Below are 15463 nucleotides of genomic sequence, written 5' to 3' on the forward strand. Positions count from 1 at the left end.
CGGCCGTCGGGATGGGGCGGCCTGTCACAGTTAAAATTACTTGAAGCTTCAATTTATTCCAAGTGCTTCGGCCCGGAAATGTGCTCAGCGGATGATGCGGCCTCCCAGCACCACATGGGCGAGTTGGCTGACCGTCCGGGGTACCGTCAGCGGATCCTCGCTGCAGAGGACGACGTCGGCGCGCGCCCCTTCGTGGAGGCCGTCCGCACCGAGCCACTTGCGGGCTGACCAGCAGGCTGCGTCCAGTGCAGCGGCCATGGGCAGTCCGGCCTCATGCAGGGCCAAAATCTCGTCCGCGATTCTTCCGTGGTTGATGACGCTGCCGGCGTCCGTGCCGGCGAAGATCCTCACGCCGGCCCCGTAAGCTTCCGCCACCCGCTCCATCCGCCGCTCCCACAGCGCCAGCATGTGGTCCGCGTACCGCGGAAACTTGGGCCGGGCCTGGGCGGCGATGTCCGGGAACGTCGCGATGTTGATGAGTGTGGGGACGATCGGCACTCCCTGTTCGGCGAACCGGGGAAGATGCCGGGGCAGGAGTCCGGTGGCATGCTCAATGCAGTCGATGCCGGCGTCCAGCATCTGGTCCAGGGTGTCCTCAGCGAAGCAGTGGGCGGTGACCCGGGCGCCTTCGTCATGCGCCGCCTGTACCGCGTCCCGCACGACGGCGGAGGGAAAGGACGGCGCCAGGTCGCCAATGCCGCGGTCGATCCAGTCCCCCACGAGCTTGACCCAGCCGTCGCCGTCGCGTGCCTGCTTGCGCACGGCTTCCACAAGGCCTTCCGGTTCCACCTCGTCGGCGAAACCGCGAAGATATCGGCGGGTCCGGGCAACGTGCCGTCCAGCGCGGATCAGCACCGGGAAGTCCCGGCCGCCCTGCATCCAGCGGGTGTCGGCCGGGGAGCCGGCATCCCTGACCAGCATGGTGCCGGCCGCCAGGTCTGCCCGGGCCTGGTCTTCGGCGGCAGCAGCGTCCACCGGGCCGCCGGGTCCGAGCCCGATGTGGCAGTGGGCATCCACGAAACCTGGCAGGACCCAGCCCTCCAGCACCTTGTCCGGCACCTGCTGCGGGCGTGTGAAGGTCAACAGCCCGTCAATGGACCACAGGCCCCGCCGCTCGCTGTCCGGCCCGGCAAGCACCGGGCCGCTGAATTCGATGATCTCCGGCATTGGACTCCTTTTCCCGCCAGTCAGGCTAGCACCGGCCATGTGACAAGCCCCTCCCGGAAGGCTGTGGTAGCTTTCTTCCTGACCACACGGGTGCCCCTGCAGGGGCTGAGATCGGGCTGACGCAGCCTGCGACCGTTGAACCTGTCCGGGTAATGCCGGCGAAGGAAGTGAGTATTCCTTGAATACACCCAATGAACAGTTGAACCCTGCCCTGAATCAGTCCCGCGAAGGCGTGTCCAGTGGGGCGGCGGAGGCCCAGGTCACCCAGTCCCTGACGTCGCATTCGCTTGCGTTCATCGAAGACGCAGAGTCGGGAATCCGGGTACCCGTAACGGAAATTGCCCTGGAGCCTTCCCCCAACGGGGAACCGAACGGGCCCTTCCGGACCTACCGGACGGCCGGACCGGGCAGCGATCCGGTTCGCGGCCTCAGCCCCTTCCGGTCCGAATGGATCGTGGCGCGGGGCGACACCGAAGCGTACGGCGGCAGGGAGCGGAACCTGCTCGACGACGGCCGCTCGGCTGTCCGCCGCGGCGCAGCCTCCGCCGAGTGGCAGGGGGCCCAGCCGGTGCCCCGCCGCGCCGTCGAGGGCAAGACGGTAACGCAGATGCACTACGCCAGGCAGGGCATCATCACCCCCGAGATGCGCTTCGTGGCGCTGCGCGAGAACTGCGACGTTGAGCTGGTCCGCAGTGAAATCGCGGCCGGCCGGGCCATCATTCCCAACAACATCAACCATCCCGAGTCAGAGCCGATGATCATCGGTAAGGCCTTCCTGGTCAAGATCAATGCCAATATCGGCAATTCGGCAGTCACCAGTTCCATTGCCGAGGAAGTGGACAAGCTGCAGTGGGCCACCCAGTGGGGGGCCGACACCGTGATGGACCTGTCCACCGGCGATGACATCCACACCACCCGGGAGTGGATCATCCGCAACTCCCCGGTCCCGATCGGCACCGTGCCCATCTACCAGGCATTGGAGAAGGTCAACGGGGAAGCCAATGCGCTGACCTGGGAGACTTTCCGCGACACCGTGATCGAGCAGTGCGAGCAGGGTGTGGACTACATGACCGTGCATGCCGGCGTCCTGCTCCGGTATGTTCCGCTGACCGCCAACCGGGTCACGGGCATCGTCTCGCGCGGAGGCTCCATCATGGCAGGCTGGTGCCTGGCCCACCACCAGGAAAACTTCCTGTACACGCACTTCGACGAGCTGTGTGAAATCTTCGCCAGGTACGACGTCGCGTTTTCCCTCGGCGACGGTCTGCGGCCGGGAGCTACGGCGGATGCCAATGACGCCGCGCAGTTCGCGGAGCTGGACACGCTGGCCGAGCTCACCCAGCGGGCCTGGAAATACGACGTGCAGGTGATGGTGGAGGGCCCGGGGCACATTCCGTTCCACCTGGTCCGGGAAAACGTCGAACGGCAGCAGGAACTCTGCAAGGGGGCACCGTTCTACACACTCGGGCCGCTGGTCACTGACGTGGCTCCCGGTTATGACCACATCACGTCAGCGATCGGTGCCACGGAAATCGCCCGGTACGGCACGGCCATGCTGTGCTACGTCACACCGAAGGAACACCTGGGCCTGCCCAACAAGGACGACGTAAAAACCGGTGTCATCACGTACAAGATCGCCGCCCACGCCGCCGACCTTGCCAAGGGCCACCCGGGGGCGCACGAGCGGGATGACGCGCTGTCCAAGGCACGCTTCGAGTTCCGCTGGCGGGACCAGTTCGCGCTGTCCATGGACCCGGTGACGGCCGAGGCCTTCCACGACGAGACGCTCCCCGCGGAACCGGCCAAGACTGCCCACTTCTGCTCGATGTGCGGGCCAAAGTTCTGCTCCATGCGGATCAGCCAGGACATCCGGGACGAATACGGGTCCGCCGAGGCGCAGGCGGCCCTGGCCGAGGCGGCCTCAGGCATGCGCGCGAAGAGCCGGGAGTTCATGGCCGCCGGGGCCAAGGTGTACCTGCCGGAGCTGAACGTTCCGGCAGCGGGACGTAGCTGACTCCCGTCGAGTTTCCCGTCCGGCCGGCAATTGGGGGCCGGCCGGACGGGAAGGCTGCGTGCTGGCCGGGGTCAGGAGGCCCTGGCAGGCTCGGTCCTGCTGACCTCGCTGATGAAGGAGCGGATGGCGCGGTCGCCGTCCCGTGACTCGTGGGGCCGGTGGCCCCCGGCAGCAACGCGGTGCAGGGCGCCCGTCTCACGGAGGTAACCGGCGATCTCCTCATAGAGGGGCTCCCATCCCCCGGTCAGGACCAGGGTGGGGACACCCGGAACGATGTGCAGCGGTGCCTCCCACGACGGTGACTGCAGCCGCAGCCGCCTGGCCGAGCGCTTCTCCTCGGCAGTGACCGGCTCCTGAAGGTCCGTGGCATAGACCCGCCGGACGAACTCCCGCTGGAAATCCTCGTCGCTGAGTTGGCGGCGGACGTCGAACAACGGCTGCATGAGGCGGATATGGGCCGCTGTGGCCGGCAGTTCCGCGGTAAGGGAGAGGCACGCCGGCTCCACGAGGGTCAGCGAATAGACGAGGTCGGGCCGTTCGACGGCGGCCATCATGGCGGCGATGGCCCCTTGTGCATGAGCCACGATGTGTCCGCCCGCGGCACCGCGGCCGTCGTCCGCCAGGGACCGCAGCACGATGGCCGTGTCCTCGGCGAAGGAGGACTCCACGGGTTCGGCGACGGGATCGTACCCGTGGCGGCGCAGGAACAGTGCGTCGTAGGACAGCGCCATACCGTGTTGGCGCGGCCAGGCCGCGGCGCCGAAACTTCCGGCGCCGTGCACGAACACTACCCTCTGCTTGAACATGACCCAACCCTATTCCACGGCACCGGCAACCCCTGCAAACGGCAGCAGGTGTCGTTTTGAGCCCTCAAAACGACACCTGCTGCTACCTGGTCGGGATGCTGTTACTTGCCGAGGAACTTGTCGAAGCCCTTGGGCAGGTTCAGCTGGGACGGATCGAAGTCGCCCCCCTGCTGGCCGAAGGCCGCGCCGGTGGGCAGGGCCTTGGCTGCATTGGCACGGCGTGCTTCAGCGTCCTTGCGCTCCTGGGCGGCCTTTGCCGGGTTGCCCGACTTTGCCTTCTTCTTCGGTGCGTTCTTGGCGTTCTTCCGGGCTCCGCCGCCCGCCCCGGGCATTCCGGGCATCCCGGGCATGCCCGGCATGCCGCCCTGGGCCATCTTCTTCATCATCTTCTGGGCCTGGGCGAATCGTTCCAGCAGGCCGTTGACCTCGGAAACGTGCACGCCGGAGCCGCGCGCGATGCGGGCGCGGCGGGACCCGTTGATGATCTTGGGCGCAACGCGCTCGTGCGGGGTCATGGAGCGGACAATCGCTTCCACGCGGTCGATCTCGCGCTCGTCGAACTGCTCCAGCTGCTGGCGGATGTTCTGCGCGCCGGGCATCATCATGAGCATCTTCTTCATGGAGCCCATGTTGCGGATCTGCTGCATCTGGGCCAGGAAGTCGTCCAGGGTGAAGTCCTCCTGGTCGGCGAACTTCTTCGCCATCCGGGCAGCTTCGTCCTTGTCCCAGGACTTTTCGGCCTGCTCGATGAGCGTGAGGACATCGCCCATGTCCAGGATGCGCGAGGCCATCCGGTCCGGGTGGAACAGCTCGAAGTCGTCCAGGCCCTCGCCGGTGGAGGCGAACATCACGGGCTTACCGGTGACCGACGCGACGGACAGCGCGGCACCACCGCGGGCGTCACCGTCGAGCTTGGAGAGGACGATGCCGGTGAAGTTGACGCCTTCGTCGAAGGCGTGCGCCGTGTTCACGGCGTCCTGGCCGATCATTGCGTCGATGACGAACAGGACTTCGTTGGGCACGATGGCGCGGCGGATCTGGCGTGCCTGTTCCATCATGTCGGCGTCGACGCCGAGGCGGCCCGCGGTGTCAACGATGACGACGTCGTGCAGCTTCTGGCGGGCTTCCTCGACGCCGGCGCGCGCCACCGCCACGGGGTCACCCGCAGGATGCTCAAGTTCGGACGAGGTGGCACCCGGGTGGGGCGCGAACACCGGCACGTTGGCGCGCTGGCCCACCACCTGCAACTGGGTGACGGCGTTGGGTCGCTGCAGGTCACAGGCCACCAGCATGGGGCTGTGGCCCTGCGCCTTCAGCCACTTGGACAGCTTGCCGGCCAGGGTTGTCTTACCGGCACCCTGCAGGCCGGCCAGCATGATGATCGTGGGGCCGTTTTTGGCGAGCCGGATGCGGCGGGTCTCGCCGCCGAGGATCTCCACGAGTTCCTCGTTGACGATCTTGACGATCTGCTGGCTCGGGTTCAATGCGGCCGATACCTCGGCGCCCAGGGCGCGTTCGCGGACCCGCCCCGTGAATTCCCGGACAACGGGGACTGCAACGTCGGCGTCCAGAAGGGCGCGGCGGATCTCGCGGACTGTTGCATCGACGTCGGCCTCGGTGAGGCGGCCTTTGCCGCGGAGATTCTTGAAGGTTGCTGTCAACCGGTCAGAGAGTGAATTGAACACGCGCCGTGCACTTCTTTCAGTGGATGATCGGGACTCGACTATCTAGGGTACCAAGTCGGGCACCCAAGATGGCATGCTGGCAAAATGACGAGCCAAACAACTGTAAGAACCCTGCTCATCCTCGGTGCCTCCGGCGATCTCACCGGCCGGCTCCTCCTGCCCGGGCTGGCGCGGCTGGTGGCGAAGGGCCGCGCCGCAGGGCTGCGGCTCGTCGGGGCGGGATCTGATCCGTGGACCCCGGAACAGTGGCGGGAGAGGGTGCATTCGTCGTTTGCTGCAACCGCCGAAGCCGCAGCCGCCGAGGGACAGGAAGCGCTTCAGGCGCTCGAAAAGGAAACTGTCTACCATCAGCTGGACGTCACCGCCGGCGGCGGCCTTGCCGCACTGCTGCGCAGCCTCGAGGGGCCCGTGGCCGTCTATTTTGCGCTCCCCCCGAAGATCAGCCAGCTCGCGTGTGAGGCCTTGCAGCCCGAGGACGTCCCGGACGGGACGCGGCTGGTGATGGAGAAACCCTTCGGGTCGGGTGAGGAATCCGCACGGTCCCTTAACCGCACCCTGGTGCGGCTGGTGCCCGAGGACCACATCCACCGGGTTGACCACTTCCTGGGCAAGGCCACCGTGCTGAACATCCTGGGCCTGCGCTTTGCCAACAACTTCCTTGAGCCCGTCTGGAACCGCCACCACATTGAAAAGGTGGAAATCATCTTTGACGAGGACCTGGCCCTGGAAGGGCGGGCGCGCTACTACGACGGCGCCGGCGCCCTCCGGGACATGGTCCAAAGCCACCTGCTGCAGATTATGGCCCTGATGGCCATCGAGCCGCCGGCCACCGTGGGCGAGCGGGACCTGCGCGATGCCATCTCCGCCGTCCTTCGGGCCAGCCGCGTCCGTGCCCCCTTCGCCGCCTCCACCCGCAGGGCACGCTACACCGCAGGCTCTGTGGCAGGAAAGGCGGTGCCGGACTACGCCAGGGAGGAGGGAGTGGACGCGGACCGCGGAACCGAAACCCTCGCGGAGATCCAGATAGGGATCGACAACTGGCGATGGAAGGATGTCCCGTTCGTCCTGCGGTCCGGCAAGGCTTTGGGTGCCAAGCGCAAGGAAGCCGTGGTCACGTTCCGCCCGGTCCCCCACCTGCCCAAGGGCTTCACGGGCGTGGACTCGCCGAACCAGCTGCGGATCGGCTTCGGTCCGGACACTTTGCAGTTCGACGTCGACGTGAATGGCCCCGGAGACATCTTCAGCTTGAGCCGGGCCACCCTTCAGGCCGAACTGAGTGCCTCCGAACTCCTCCCCTATGGCGAAGTCCTGGAGGGCGTGCTCGCCGGTGATCCCCTGCTGTCTGTCCGCGGCGACACCGCGGAGGACTGCTGGCGGATTGTTGAGCCGGTGCTTCTGGCCTGGCAGCGCAACGACGTCCCGCTTGAGGAGTACGGCGCCGGTTCGGCCGGGCCCGCTTCCTGGCCTACCGCAGGGCGTGCTGACAGCGGGTCCTGAGGCCCGGGCGCACGACTTACGGCCCTGCGCTATTAACGACAGAGCGGGCAGGAAACCTTCCGGTTTCCTGCCCGCTCCTGCTTGCTCTTCAGGTTCCGGGAGAAGACGCTCCGCCCTAGATGGCGGCGACTCCCCGTTCACCGGTCCGGACCCGGACGGCTTCGAAAACGTCCATGGTCCAAACCTTGCCGTCACCGGCACGGCCGGTGTTGGAGCTGGCGATGATGACGTCCAGGATGTCGTCAGCCTGCTCGTCCGTGGCCAGCACCTCCACCCGGATCTTCGGCAGGAGATCCACGTTGTACTCTGCACCGCGGTAAACCTCGGTGTAGCCCCGCTGCCGGCCGTAACCGCTGGCCGCGCTGACCGTCAGGCCCTGTACGCCGTAGGCTTCCAGTCCTTCCCGGATGGCTTCGAGCTTTTCCGGCCTGACGATAGCAGTAATCAGTTTCATGCCCCCACGCTTTCCTTGCCTGTTGCTGATTCGTTCTTCTGGGCAGCCGCTGCGGGCTGGTCAGAGGTTTCCTGCTGGTTCTTGCCGGTGATCATGTCGTGCAGCGGCTGGAAGCTTCCACCGTGGCCGCCCACACCGAACTCGTAGGCGGTCTCGGCGTGCAGGCTGAGGTCCACACCCACCGTTTCCTGTTCCTGCGAGACGCGGAAGCCCATGGTCTTGTGGATGGCGAAGGCGATGATCGCGGTCAGGATTGCCGAGTACGCGATGGCGATGCCTGCCGCTGCCAGCTGTGCCCACATCTGGGTCATGCCGCCACCGTAGAAGAGGCCGCCGCCCACGCCGTCTGTGGGCAGTGCGATGAAGCCGAGGGCAACGGTGCCGATGATGCCGGACACGAGGTGGACGCCTACAACGTCGAGCGAGTCGTCGAAGCCCCAGCGGAACTTCAGGCCAACAGCCAGGGCAGAGGCGACACCGGCCACGACGCCGAGGCCAAGGGCACCGACAGGGCTGACGTTCGCGCAGGCCGGGGTGATGGCCACCAGGCCGGCGACCACACCGGAAGCGGCGCCGAGGGAGGTGGGGTGTCCGTCGCGGATGCGTTCGGTGACGAGCCAGCCGAGCATCGCCGCTGCGGGAGCCGCGAGCGTGTTGACCCAGATGACGCCACCCTGTTCAGCAGAGGAGGCAAGGCCGCCGTTGAAGCCGAACCAGCCGAACCACAGGATGGCTGCTCCGAGCATCACGAACGGGATGTTGTGCGGGCGGTGGTTGGGGTCCTTGCCGAAGCCCTTGCGGTTGCCGATGATCAGGACGAGGATCAGGGCCGCCACACCGGCGTTGATGTGGACCACGGTGCCGCCGGCGAAGTCGATGGCCGGGCCGAGGGCCTGGCCAATCGCGCCTTCCTCACCGAAGAGGCCGCCACCCCACACCATGTAGGCGAGCGGGCAGTACACGAGGGTCACCCACACGGGCACGAACACCGACCAGGCGCCGAACTTGGCGCGGTCAGCGATCGCACCGCTGATCAGAGCCACAGTGATGATGGCAAAGGTGGCACCGTAGCCGACAAGGATGAGGCCGTCCGGCGTGTCTGCCGTGTTGACTCCCTCGAGACCAAAGCTGGTGAACGGGTTGCCGACGATCTGCAGGAAGCCATCACCGCCCGTCATGGAGTAGCCCCACAGTACCCACACAACGCTCACGATGCCGATGGAGATGAAGCTCATCATCATCATGTTCAGTGCTGCCTTGGCACGGGTCATGCCGCCGTAGAAAAATGCCAGGCCCGGTGTCATAAACAGCACAAGTGCTGCCGCCACCATGAGCCAAACGTGACCTGCGGTAAGTTCCATGGTGCACGTCCTCTCTCATCGAATGTTGCGGAATGCTCCGCCTGCCAACGCCTTTTTGCGTCCTGTAAAAATTGTGTCGGCGGCGTGTTTCGCCCGGAGAGGATTTAGATTGCCGCTCTGTTACAAGAACCTCTAGGAAGTAAATGGTGCATATCCGGGTTGTTACGGTTGTGTTTCACCACTCCCGCCGGACCCCGGCCGCACTCTCTGCAAGGAACTCCGCTTCATGACTGCAGCACCCCGCGTGAGCGGCGCCACATCAAGGATTTTGGCGCGCCTTCGGCCGCGACGGGACAAGCTCCCGCGCGACATCAAGGTGATGCTCGCCGCCGCGTTCCTGATCGCGCTTGGATTCGGGCTTGTTGCGCCCGTATTGCCGCAATTCGCCACAACCTTTGGCGTGGGAAACACCGAGGCGGCGGTGATCGTGGCGATTTTTGCCTTCATGCGGCTCATTTTTGCTCCGGCAGGCGGAACCCTGATCGGCCGGCTGGGCGAACGGCCCGTTTACGTGGCGGGCCTGCTGATTGTGGCCGGGTCCACGGCGGCGTGCGCCTTTGCCCAGGACTACTGGCAGCTGCTGCTTTTCCGGGGGCTGGGCGGTGCCGGTTCCGTGATGTTCACCGTGGCGTCCATGGCTCTGGTGGTCAGGCTGGCGCCGCCGGAGAGCCGGGGCAGGGTGTCCGGCGCCTATGCGTCAGCGTTCCTGATCGGCAACGTCTGCGGTCCGATCGTGGGCGGCCTTTTGGCCGGTTTCGGGCTGCGGATCCCATTCCTGGCCTACGCCGGCGCCCTGGTGATCGCCGCAATCGTGGTGCAGACCCAGTTGAGCCACCAGCGCCGCGGGTCCCGGGATTCCCGGGACAAGGCGCCGGACATGCGCCTCGGGGAGGCGCTGGGGACCGGCGCCTACCGGTCAGCCCTGTTTTCCAGCTTCGCCAACGGGTGGGCCACCTTTGGAGTCCGCATGGCCACCGTTCCCCTGTTTGCTGCCGCTGCGTTCGGCTCCGGCCCCGAAGCGGCGGGGCTGGCACTGGCGGTCTTTGCCGCCGGTAACGCCGCCGCCCTGACGTTTTCCGGTCGCCTGGCCGACAGCTTGGGACGCAAACCCATGATGATCTGGGGCCTGCTGGTGGCCGGTCTCGCCACCGCCGGCATCGGCTTCACGTCAGACCTCGGCTGGTTCCTGGCCGCTTCAGCGGTTGCCGGCATCGGCTCCGGGCTGTTTGGCCCTGCCCAGCAGGCCGCCGTCGCCGACGTGATCGGCAGCGGGCGTTCCGGCGGGAAGGTGCTGGCCGTCTACCAGATGACGTCCGACGTCGGCGCGATTGTTGGGCCCGTCCTGGCAGGCGTGCTTGCCGACCGGCTGGGCTTCGGCTGGGCCTTCGGTGTCACCGGCGGCATCATGCTGGTGGCCGCGTTCACCTGGCTCGCCACCCGGGAGACCCTCCAGTCAGCCAGGCCCTAGGAACCGGCCGGGCGCAGGACGGATCCGCAGCTCAGTTCAGCAGCGCGTCCACAAAGCCCTCGGCCTCGAACGGGGCAAGATCGTCCGCGCCCTCGCCCAGGCCGATCAGCTTCACCGGAACGCCGAGGCTCTTCTGGATGGCAACGACGATTCCACCCTTGGCCGTCCCGTCCAGCTTGGTCAGGACGATGCCGGTGATGTTGACAACCTCGGAGAATACCCGTGCCTGGTTCAGGCCGTTCTGGCCGGTGGTGGCATCCAGGACGAGCAGCACCTCATCAACTTCGGCAAGCTTTTCGATGACGCGCTTGACCTTGCCGAGCTCGTCCATCAGGCCGACCTTGTTCTGCAGACGTCCGGCGGTGTCGATCATCACGACGTCCACTTCCTGGTCAATGCCTGCCTTGACGGCTTCGTAGGCCACCGAGGCGGGGTCGGCGCCGTCAATGTCGGACTTGACGGTGGGGACGCCAACACGCTGGCCCCACGTGGCAAGCTGCTCGGCGGCTGCGGCGCGGAAGGTATCGGCGGCGCCCAGCAGGACGTCCTTGTCTTCGGCCACCAGTACGCGTGCCAGTTTGCCCACGGTGGTGGTCTTACCCACACCGTTCACGCCCACCACCATCATGACGGCGGGCTTGTCGGCGTGGCGCTGGACATTGAGGCTGCGGTCCATGGTGGGGTCCACCAGCTTGATGAGCTCCTCGCGGAGCAGTTTCTTGACGTCCTCCGGGGTCCGGGTGCCCAGTACCTTGACCCGCTCGCGCAGGGCATCCACCAGCTGCATGGTGGGCTCGGTGCCAAGGTCTGCCAGAAGGAGGGTTTCCTCTACTTCGTCCCAGACGTCCTCGTCGATTTTGTCGCTGGAGAGCAGGGCCAGCAGGCCTTTGCCCATGATGTTGTTGGAGCGGACCAGCCGCTCCCGCAGGCGCATGAGCCGGCCCGCCACGGGCAGCGGGGTTTCCACCGGAATGACTTCCAGCCCGGCGGCGGTGTCGGGAACAGTCGTGGCGTCCAGGTCATCGAGGGCAATTTCCTCCGGTGCCTTCCGGTCCGCAACCGCCGGCCCGTCAGCCACCAGGGTGCTGCCGCCGGACTGGATCTCCGGATCGTTGGCGTCACGGGTACCCGGGTACCTGGTGATGTTCTTCCGAGTCTTCAGCAGGACAGGAATCAGCCCGCCGATAACCGCCAGGGCAGCAACAATGGACAGGATAATGGGAAGGATGTCATTCACTCCCCTAGCTTCTCACAAACGGAACAGGCGTTTTGGGCGGCTGGGGACGCTTGACCTGCCCCGACGCCGCCAGGATCCCGTGCCTACACCTCGGCGCCGAGCCGCTGGCTGATAACGGTGGAAACGCCGTCGCCCCGCATTGTGACGCCGTAGAGGGCGTCCGCCACTTCCATGGTGCGCTTCTGGTGGGTGATCACAATGAGCTGGCTGGATTCCCGCAGTTCCTCGAAGATGGTGATGAGCCTGCCGAGGTTGGTGTCATCCAGGGCGGCCTCCACCTCGTCCATCACATAGAACGGGGACGGCCGCGCCTTGAAGATCGCCACCAGCAGTGCCACTGCGGTCAGCGACCGTTCACCGCCGGACAGCAGCGAGAGCCGTTTGATTTTCTTGCCGGCGGGGCGGGCCTCCACCTCGATGCCCGTGGTGAGCATGTCCGCGGGATCCGTGAGGACCAGCCGTCCCTCGCCGCCGGGAAAGAGCCGTTCGAAAACCCTGACGAACTGGGCCTGGGTGTCTTCGAAGGCTTCCGTGAAGACCCGCTGGACCCTGTCATCCACTTCCTTGATGATGTCCAGCAGGTCCTTGCGGCTGGCTTTGAGGTCCTCAAGCTGTGTGCTGAGGAACTGGTGCCGCTCTTCCAGCGCGGCGAACTCCTCCAGCGCCAGGGGGTTCACCTTGCCGAGGCTGGCAAGATCCCGCTCGGCTTTCCGCAGGCGCTTCTCCTGCTCCGGGCGGTCGTAGGGCTTGCCCTCCCTGATCTCTTCTCCGCCGGCATCAACGGGCGCGCGAAGGGCGGCCCATTTGTCGGCGCTTTCGTCCGCGGGAACCGGAACAGGCACGTGAGGCCCGAACTCGTCCACCAGGGCGTCGGGGGTGATCCCCAGTTCATCAATGGAGCGCGTCTCCAGCGCCTCGATCCGTGCGCGCTGTTGGGCACGGGCCAGCTCGTCCCGGTGCACGTTGTCCGTAAGGTCGGAAAGCTCCCGGGCCAGCGCCTCATTCGCGTTCCGGATTTCCTTTAGCCCCCGGTCCCGCAGCTCACGGTTCTCCTCGGCGAGGTCCCGCTCGTGCCGTGCAAGGTCAACGGAGATGTCCACGTGGCGGAGTGCGAGGCCTACGGCTGCCGAAACTGCCGCTGCGCGCCGGGCCTGGACGCGACGGCGGCGGGCCCGTTCGGCCGCTTCCTCGCGGGCCCGGCGTTCCGTGGCGGCAGCACGTTCCAGCGATGCCACGCGGTTGCGGGTGGCAGAAAGCTGTTCCTCGGCGCTCCGCAGGGACAGCCGCGCCTCCACTTCGGCGGCGCGGGCCTGGGACGCCGTCCGGGCCAAAGCGTCCCGGTGTTCAGTTGACGGCTCCTGCTCCAGGGGCACCTCCTGAGCCGCCGCCAGGCGGGCAGCGACGGCGGCGAGCGCTTCTTCCTCCGCCACAACGTTTGCCTCGGCACGGACCAACGAAGCCGCCAGCCTGTCACTTTCGCCGACGGCGCTGCGCAGCAGGGAGTTAAGGTGGCCGAGGCGTTCCGCCACTGCCGCGAGCCTCGCGTCGGACTCGTGGAGCTTGTCCAGGGCCGCGTCGGCCCGTTCCTGCGCCTCGGCGCGCCTGGCTTCAGCGCCTGCCAGGGCGAACCTGTTTTGTTCCATCGCGGTGGTCACCGCCGAAAGCTGTCTGTCGGCGTCGTCCACGGCGGCCTGGACTTCAAGCAGTGACGGCGTCCTGGCCGAGCCTCCCGTAACTGACAGCGCTGTGAAAATGTCCCCCGCGCGGGTAACGGCCGTGAGGCCGGGCTGCGCCGCCACCAGTGCGGCGGCGCCTTCAATGTCGGGAACGACGGCGGTACGGGACAGCAGGTGCCTGACCAGTGCCAGGGACCTGCCGTCGCCGGACACCAAGGCCGCGGCCCATTGGGCTTCCCCGTGCAGGTCAGGCAGGGTTGTGTCCTGCAGGTCAGTGCCCGCCGCGGAAGCGATGAGGAGTGACGCCCGGCCGGCGTCGTCGTCGTTGAGCCGCTGCAGTACCTCGGCGGCCGTGGACGGATCCTGTACAACAATCGCCTCCGATGCCTCCCCCAGGGCGGCGGCGACCGCCGTTTCGAATCCGGACTCCACCGCGAGTTCCGCGGCGAGGCTTGCGTGAACGCCGGGGATTCCGGACTGCAGGACATGCCTGGCGCCGTCCTTGCGGTCCAGCCCGAGCTTCAACGCATCACGGCGGGCTGCCAGGGCGTCACGCTTGCGGATCCCCTCGTTGATGGCTGCCTTCAGGTCCGAGATTTCGCTGAGGACGCCGTCCAGGGCAGCGCTTGCGGCCTCGTAGTCGGCATCGAGCGATTCCTCGCCCTCTTCAACTCCTGCCACCTGGTTTTCCAGGGCTGTGAATTCGGCCTGTGCGCGGGCACGGCGCTCGGCACCGGCGGCCACCGATTCCCGCAGCCTGCCCAGCTCGGCCTGCGCGGATTCGACCCGCGACCTGGCCGCCGCCACTTGTCCTGCCAGGCGGGCCAGCCCCTCGCGCCGGTCCGCCACGGCCCGCAGTTCCGCGGTAAGCCGCTGATCTTCGGCATGGGCATCCCGTTCGGCCTGGACCTTTACGGCAGTGGCGGATTCCAGGGCGCCCCGCCGGTCCAGGATGGACTGTTCGAGTTCGGCAAGCTCCTCGCGGACACGCGCGGCCTGGCGTTCCAGCTGTTCCGGATCCCGTCCCGGAGGTGGTGCGGAATCCACGGACCCGAGCAGGCGGCTGCGGTCCCCGGCGAGCGAGCCGAGGGAACGAAGCCGCTCCCTCGCCGCCGACAACCGGTACCAGGTATCCCTGGCGGCGTTCAATGCCGGCGTGGCCTCCGCCGCCAGCTGCTCAAGCGTTGCCTGCTGCCGGCGGCCCTCCTCCAACTCCTGGTTGACCACCGTCCGCCGGGCCTTGAGAGCCTCTTCGTCCGCCACATCCTGTTCCAAGGCAAGCTGCAGCTGGACAAGGTCGTCAGCCAGCAGCCGGGCCCGGGCGTCCCGGACGTCAAACTGGACGCGCTGGGCCCGGCGGGCCACCTCGGCCTGCTTGCCCAGCGGTGTGAGCTGGCGCCGTATTTCGCCGGTGAGGTCGGAGAGGCGCTGGAGATTGGCTTGCATCGCCTCGAGTTTGCGGACCGTCCGTTCTTTGCGCCGGCGGTGCTTGAGGATGCCGGCCGCTTCCTCGATGAAGCCCCGCCGGTCCTCAGGCGTGGCATGCAGGATGCGGTCCAGCTGTCCCTGCCCCACGATGACGTGCATTTCCCGGCCGAGGCCCGAATCGGACAGGAGTTCCTGGATGTCGAGCAGGCGGCAACCTGCGCCGTTAATGGCGTATTCGGACCCGCCCGTGCGGAACAGGGTCCTGGAGATGGTGACTTCGCTGTATTCGATCGGCAGGGCACCGTCGGTGTTGTCGATGGTCAGCGAAACGTGGGCCCTGCCCAGGGGCGGCCGGCCCGATGTGCCGGCGAAGATCACATCCTCCATCTTGCCGCCGCGGAGGGTTTTGGCGCCCTGCTCGCCCATCACCCAGGCCAGCGCGTCCACCACATTCGACTTGCCGGAACCGTTCGGGCCGACTACGGCAGTGACGCCCGGCTCAAAGTCGAAGGTGGTGGCGGACGCAAAAGACTTGAACCCCCGGACGGTGAGGCTTTTGAGGTGCAAGGCGTTTCGGATCTCCTGAGTGGCTGTAGCGGCTGCTTTCGCAGACCCTAAATCTACTTCGTCTCCGGCCAAAATACGGGATTCCCACGGCTTCCGCCCTGCA

General features: G+C 66.7%; 10 protein-coding genes and 1 riboswitch. Of the genes, 3 read left to right on the plus strand and 7 right to left on the minus strand.

The features are described from left to right. Positions 1-84 precede the first annotated feature (84 nt). Positions 85-1167 (minus strand): amidohydrolase family protein, encoded by a 1083-nt coding sequence (locus DXK94_RS14775; protein WP_115525552.1) that lies wholly within the window; start codon positions 1165-1167, stop codon positions 85-87. A 76-nt stretch (positions 1168-1243) separates the two neighbouring features. Then, positions 1244-1351, plus strand: a riboswitch (TPP riboswitch). Here DXK94_RS14775 and thiC point away from each other — a divergent pair. Next, positions 1346-3181, plus strand: a complete 1836-nt coding sequence (gene thiC, locus DXK94_RS14780) for a phosphomethylpyrimidine synthase ThiC (protein WP_115525587.1) — start codon at positions 1346-1348, stop codon at positions 3179-3181. (Overlaps the previous riboswitch by 6 nt.) Positions 3182-3252: 71 nt before the next feature. On the opposite strand, the gene DXK94_RS14785 is transcribed toward thiC, so the two are convergent. Then, positions 3253-3987: an alpha/beta fold hydrolase gene (locus tag DXK94_RS14785; RefSeq protein WP_115525553.1), complete on the minus strand. Its 735-nt coding sequence runs from the start codon at positions 3985-3987 to the stop codon at positions 3253-3255. Between the two features lie 101 nt (positions 3988-4088). Further along, a complete protein-coding gene (gene ffh, locus DXK94_RS14790; protein ID WP_079598956.1) occupies positions 4089-5672 on the minus strand; it encodes a signal recognition particle protein in 1584 nt (527 codons plus the stop codon). Between the two features lie 84 nt (positions 5673-5756). Here ffh and DXK94_RS14795 point away from each other — a divergent pair, with 84 nt between their 5' ends. Then, on the plus strand, positions 5757-7169 hold the full coding sequence (locus DXK94_RS14795) for a glucose-6-phosphate dehydrogenase (protein ID WP_115525554.1): 1413 nt from the start codon (positions 5757-5759) through the stop codon (positions 7167-7169). 115 nt (positions 7170-7284) lie between these two features. Here the strand turns inward: DXK94_RS14795 and DXK94_RS14800 are convergent, their stop codons facing one another. After that, positions 7285-7623 (minus strand): P-II family nitrogen regulator, encoded by a 339-nt coding sequence (locus DXK94_RS14800; RefSeq protein ID WP_015937412.1) that lies wholly within the window; start codon positions 7621-7623, stop codon positions 7285-7287. Next, a complete protein-coding gene (locus DXK94_RS14805) occupies positions 7620-8984 on the minus strand; it encodes an ammonium transporter (RefSeq protein ID WP_115525555.1) in 1365 nt (454 codons plus the stop codon). Before DXK94_RS14805 ends, DXK94_RS14800 begins: the two co-directional genes overlap by 4 nt. A 226-nt stretch (positions 8985-9210) precedes the next feature. Between DXK94_RS14805 and DXK94_RS14810 the strand changes: the two genes are divergently transcribed. Continuing rightward, a complete protein-coding gene (locus DXK94_RS14810; protein ID WP_115525556.1) occupies positions 9211-10452 on the plus strand; it encodes an MFS transporter in 1242 nt (413 codons plus the stop codon). Between the two features lie 31 nt (positions 10453-10483). Here DXK94_RS14810 and ftsY read toward each other — a convergent pair whose 3' ends face one another. Together ftsY and smc are read right to left on the minus strand one after the other, a co-directional pair. Then, on the minus strand, positions 10484-11689 hold the full coding sequence (gene ftsY, locus DXK94_RS14815) for a signal recognition particle-docking protein FtsY (protein WP_115525557.1): 1206 nt from the start codon (positions 11687-11689) through the stop codon (positions 10484-10486). Positions 11690-11772: 83 nt separating this feature from the next. Continuing rightward, positions 11773-15360: a chromosome segregation protein SMC gene (smc, locus tag DXK94_RS14820; protein ID WP_115525558.1), complete on the minus strand. Its 3588-nt coding sequence runs from the start codon at positions 15358-15360 to the stop codon at positions 11773-11775. Positions 15361-15463 lie beyond the last annotated feature (103 nt).

This window comes from Arthrobacter sp. RT-1 (genome assembly GCF_003367205.1).
GTDB lineage: Bacteria > Actinomycetota > Actinomycetes > Actinomycetales > Micrococcaceae > Arthrobacter.

Coding starts and splice junctions, on each gene's coding strand:
- DXK94_RS14775 (WP_115525552.1), bottom strand. CDS start 1,167: ATGCCGGAGATCATCGAATTCAGCGGCCCGGTGCTTGCCGGGCCGGAC.
- DXK94_RS14785 (WP_115525553.1), bottom strand. CDS start 3,987: ATGTTCAAGCAGAGGGTAGTGTTCGTGCACGGCGCCGGAAGTTTCGGC.
- DXK94_RS14795 (WP_115525554.1), top strand. CDS start 5,757: ATGACGAGCCAAACAACTGTAAGAACCCTGCTCATCCTCGGTGCCTCC.
- DXK94_RS14800 (WP_015937412.1), bottom strand. CDS start 7,623: ATGAAACTGATTACTGCTATCGTCAGGCCGGAAAAGCTCGAAGCCATC.
- DXK94_RS14805 (WP_115525555.1), bottom strand. CDS start 8,984: ATGGAACTTACCGCAGGTCACGTTTGGCTCATGGTGGCGGCAGCACTT.
- DXK94_RS14810 (WP_115525556.1), top strand. CDS start 9,211: ATGACTGCAGCACCCCGCGTGAGCGGCGCCACATCAAGGATTTTGGCG.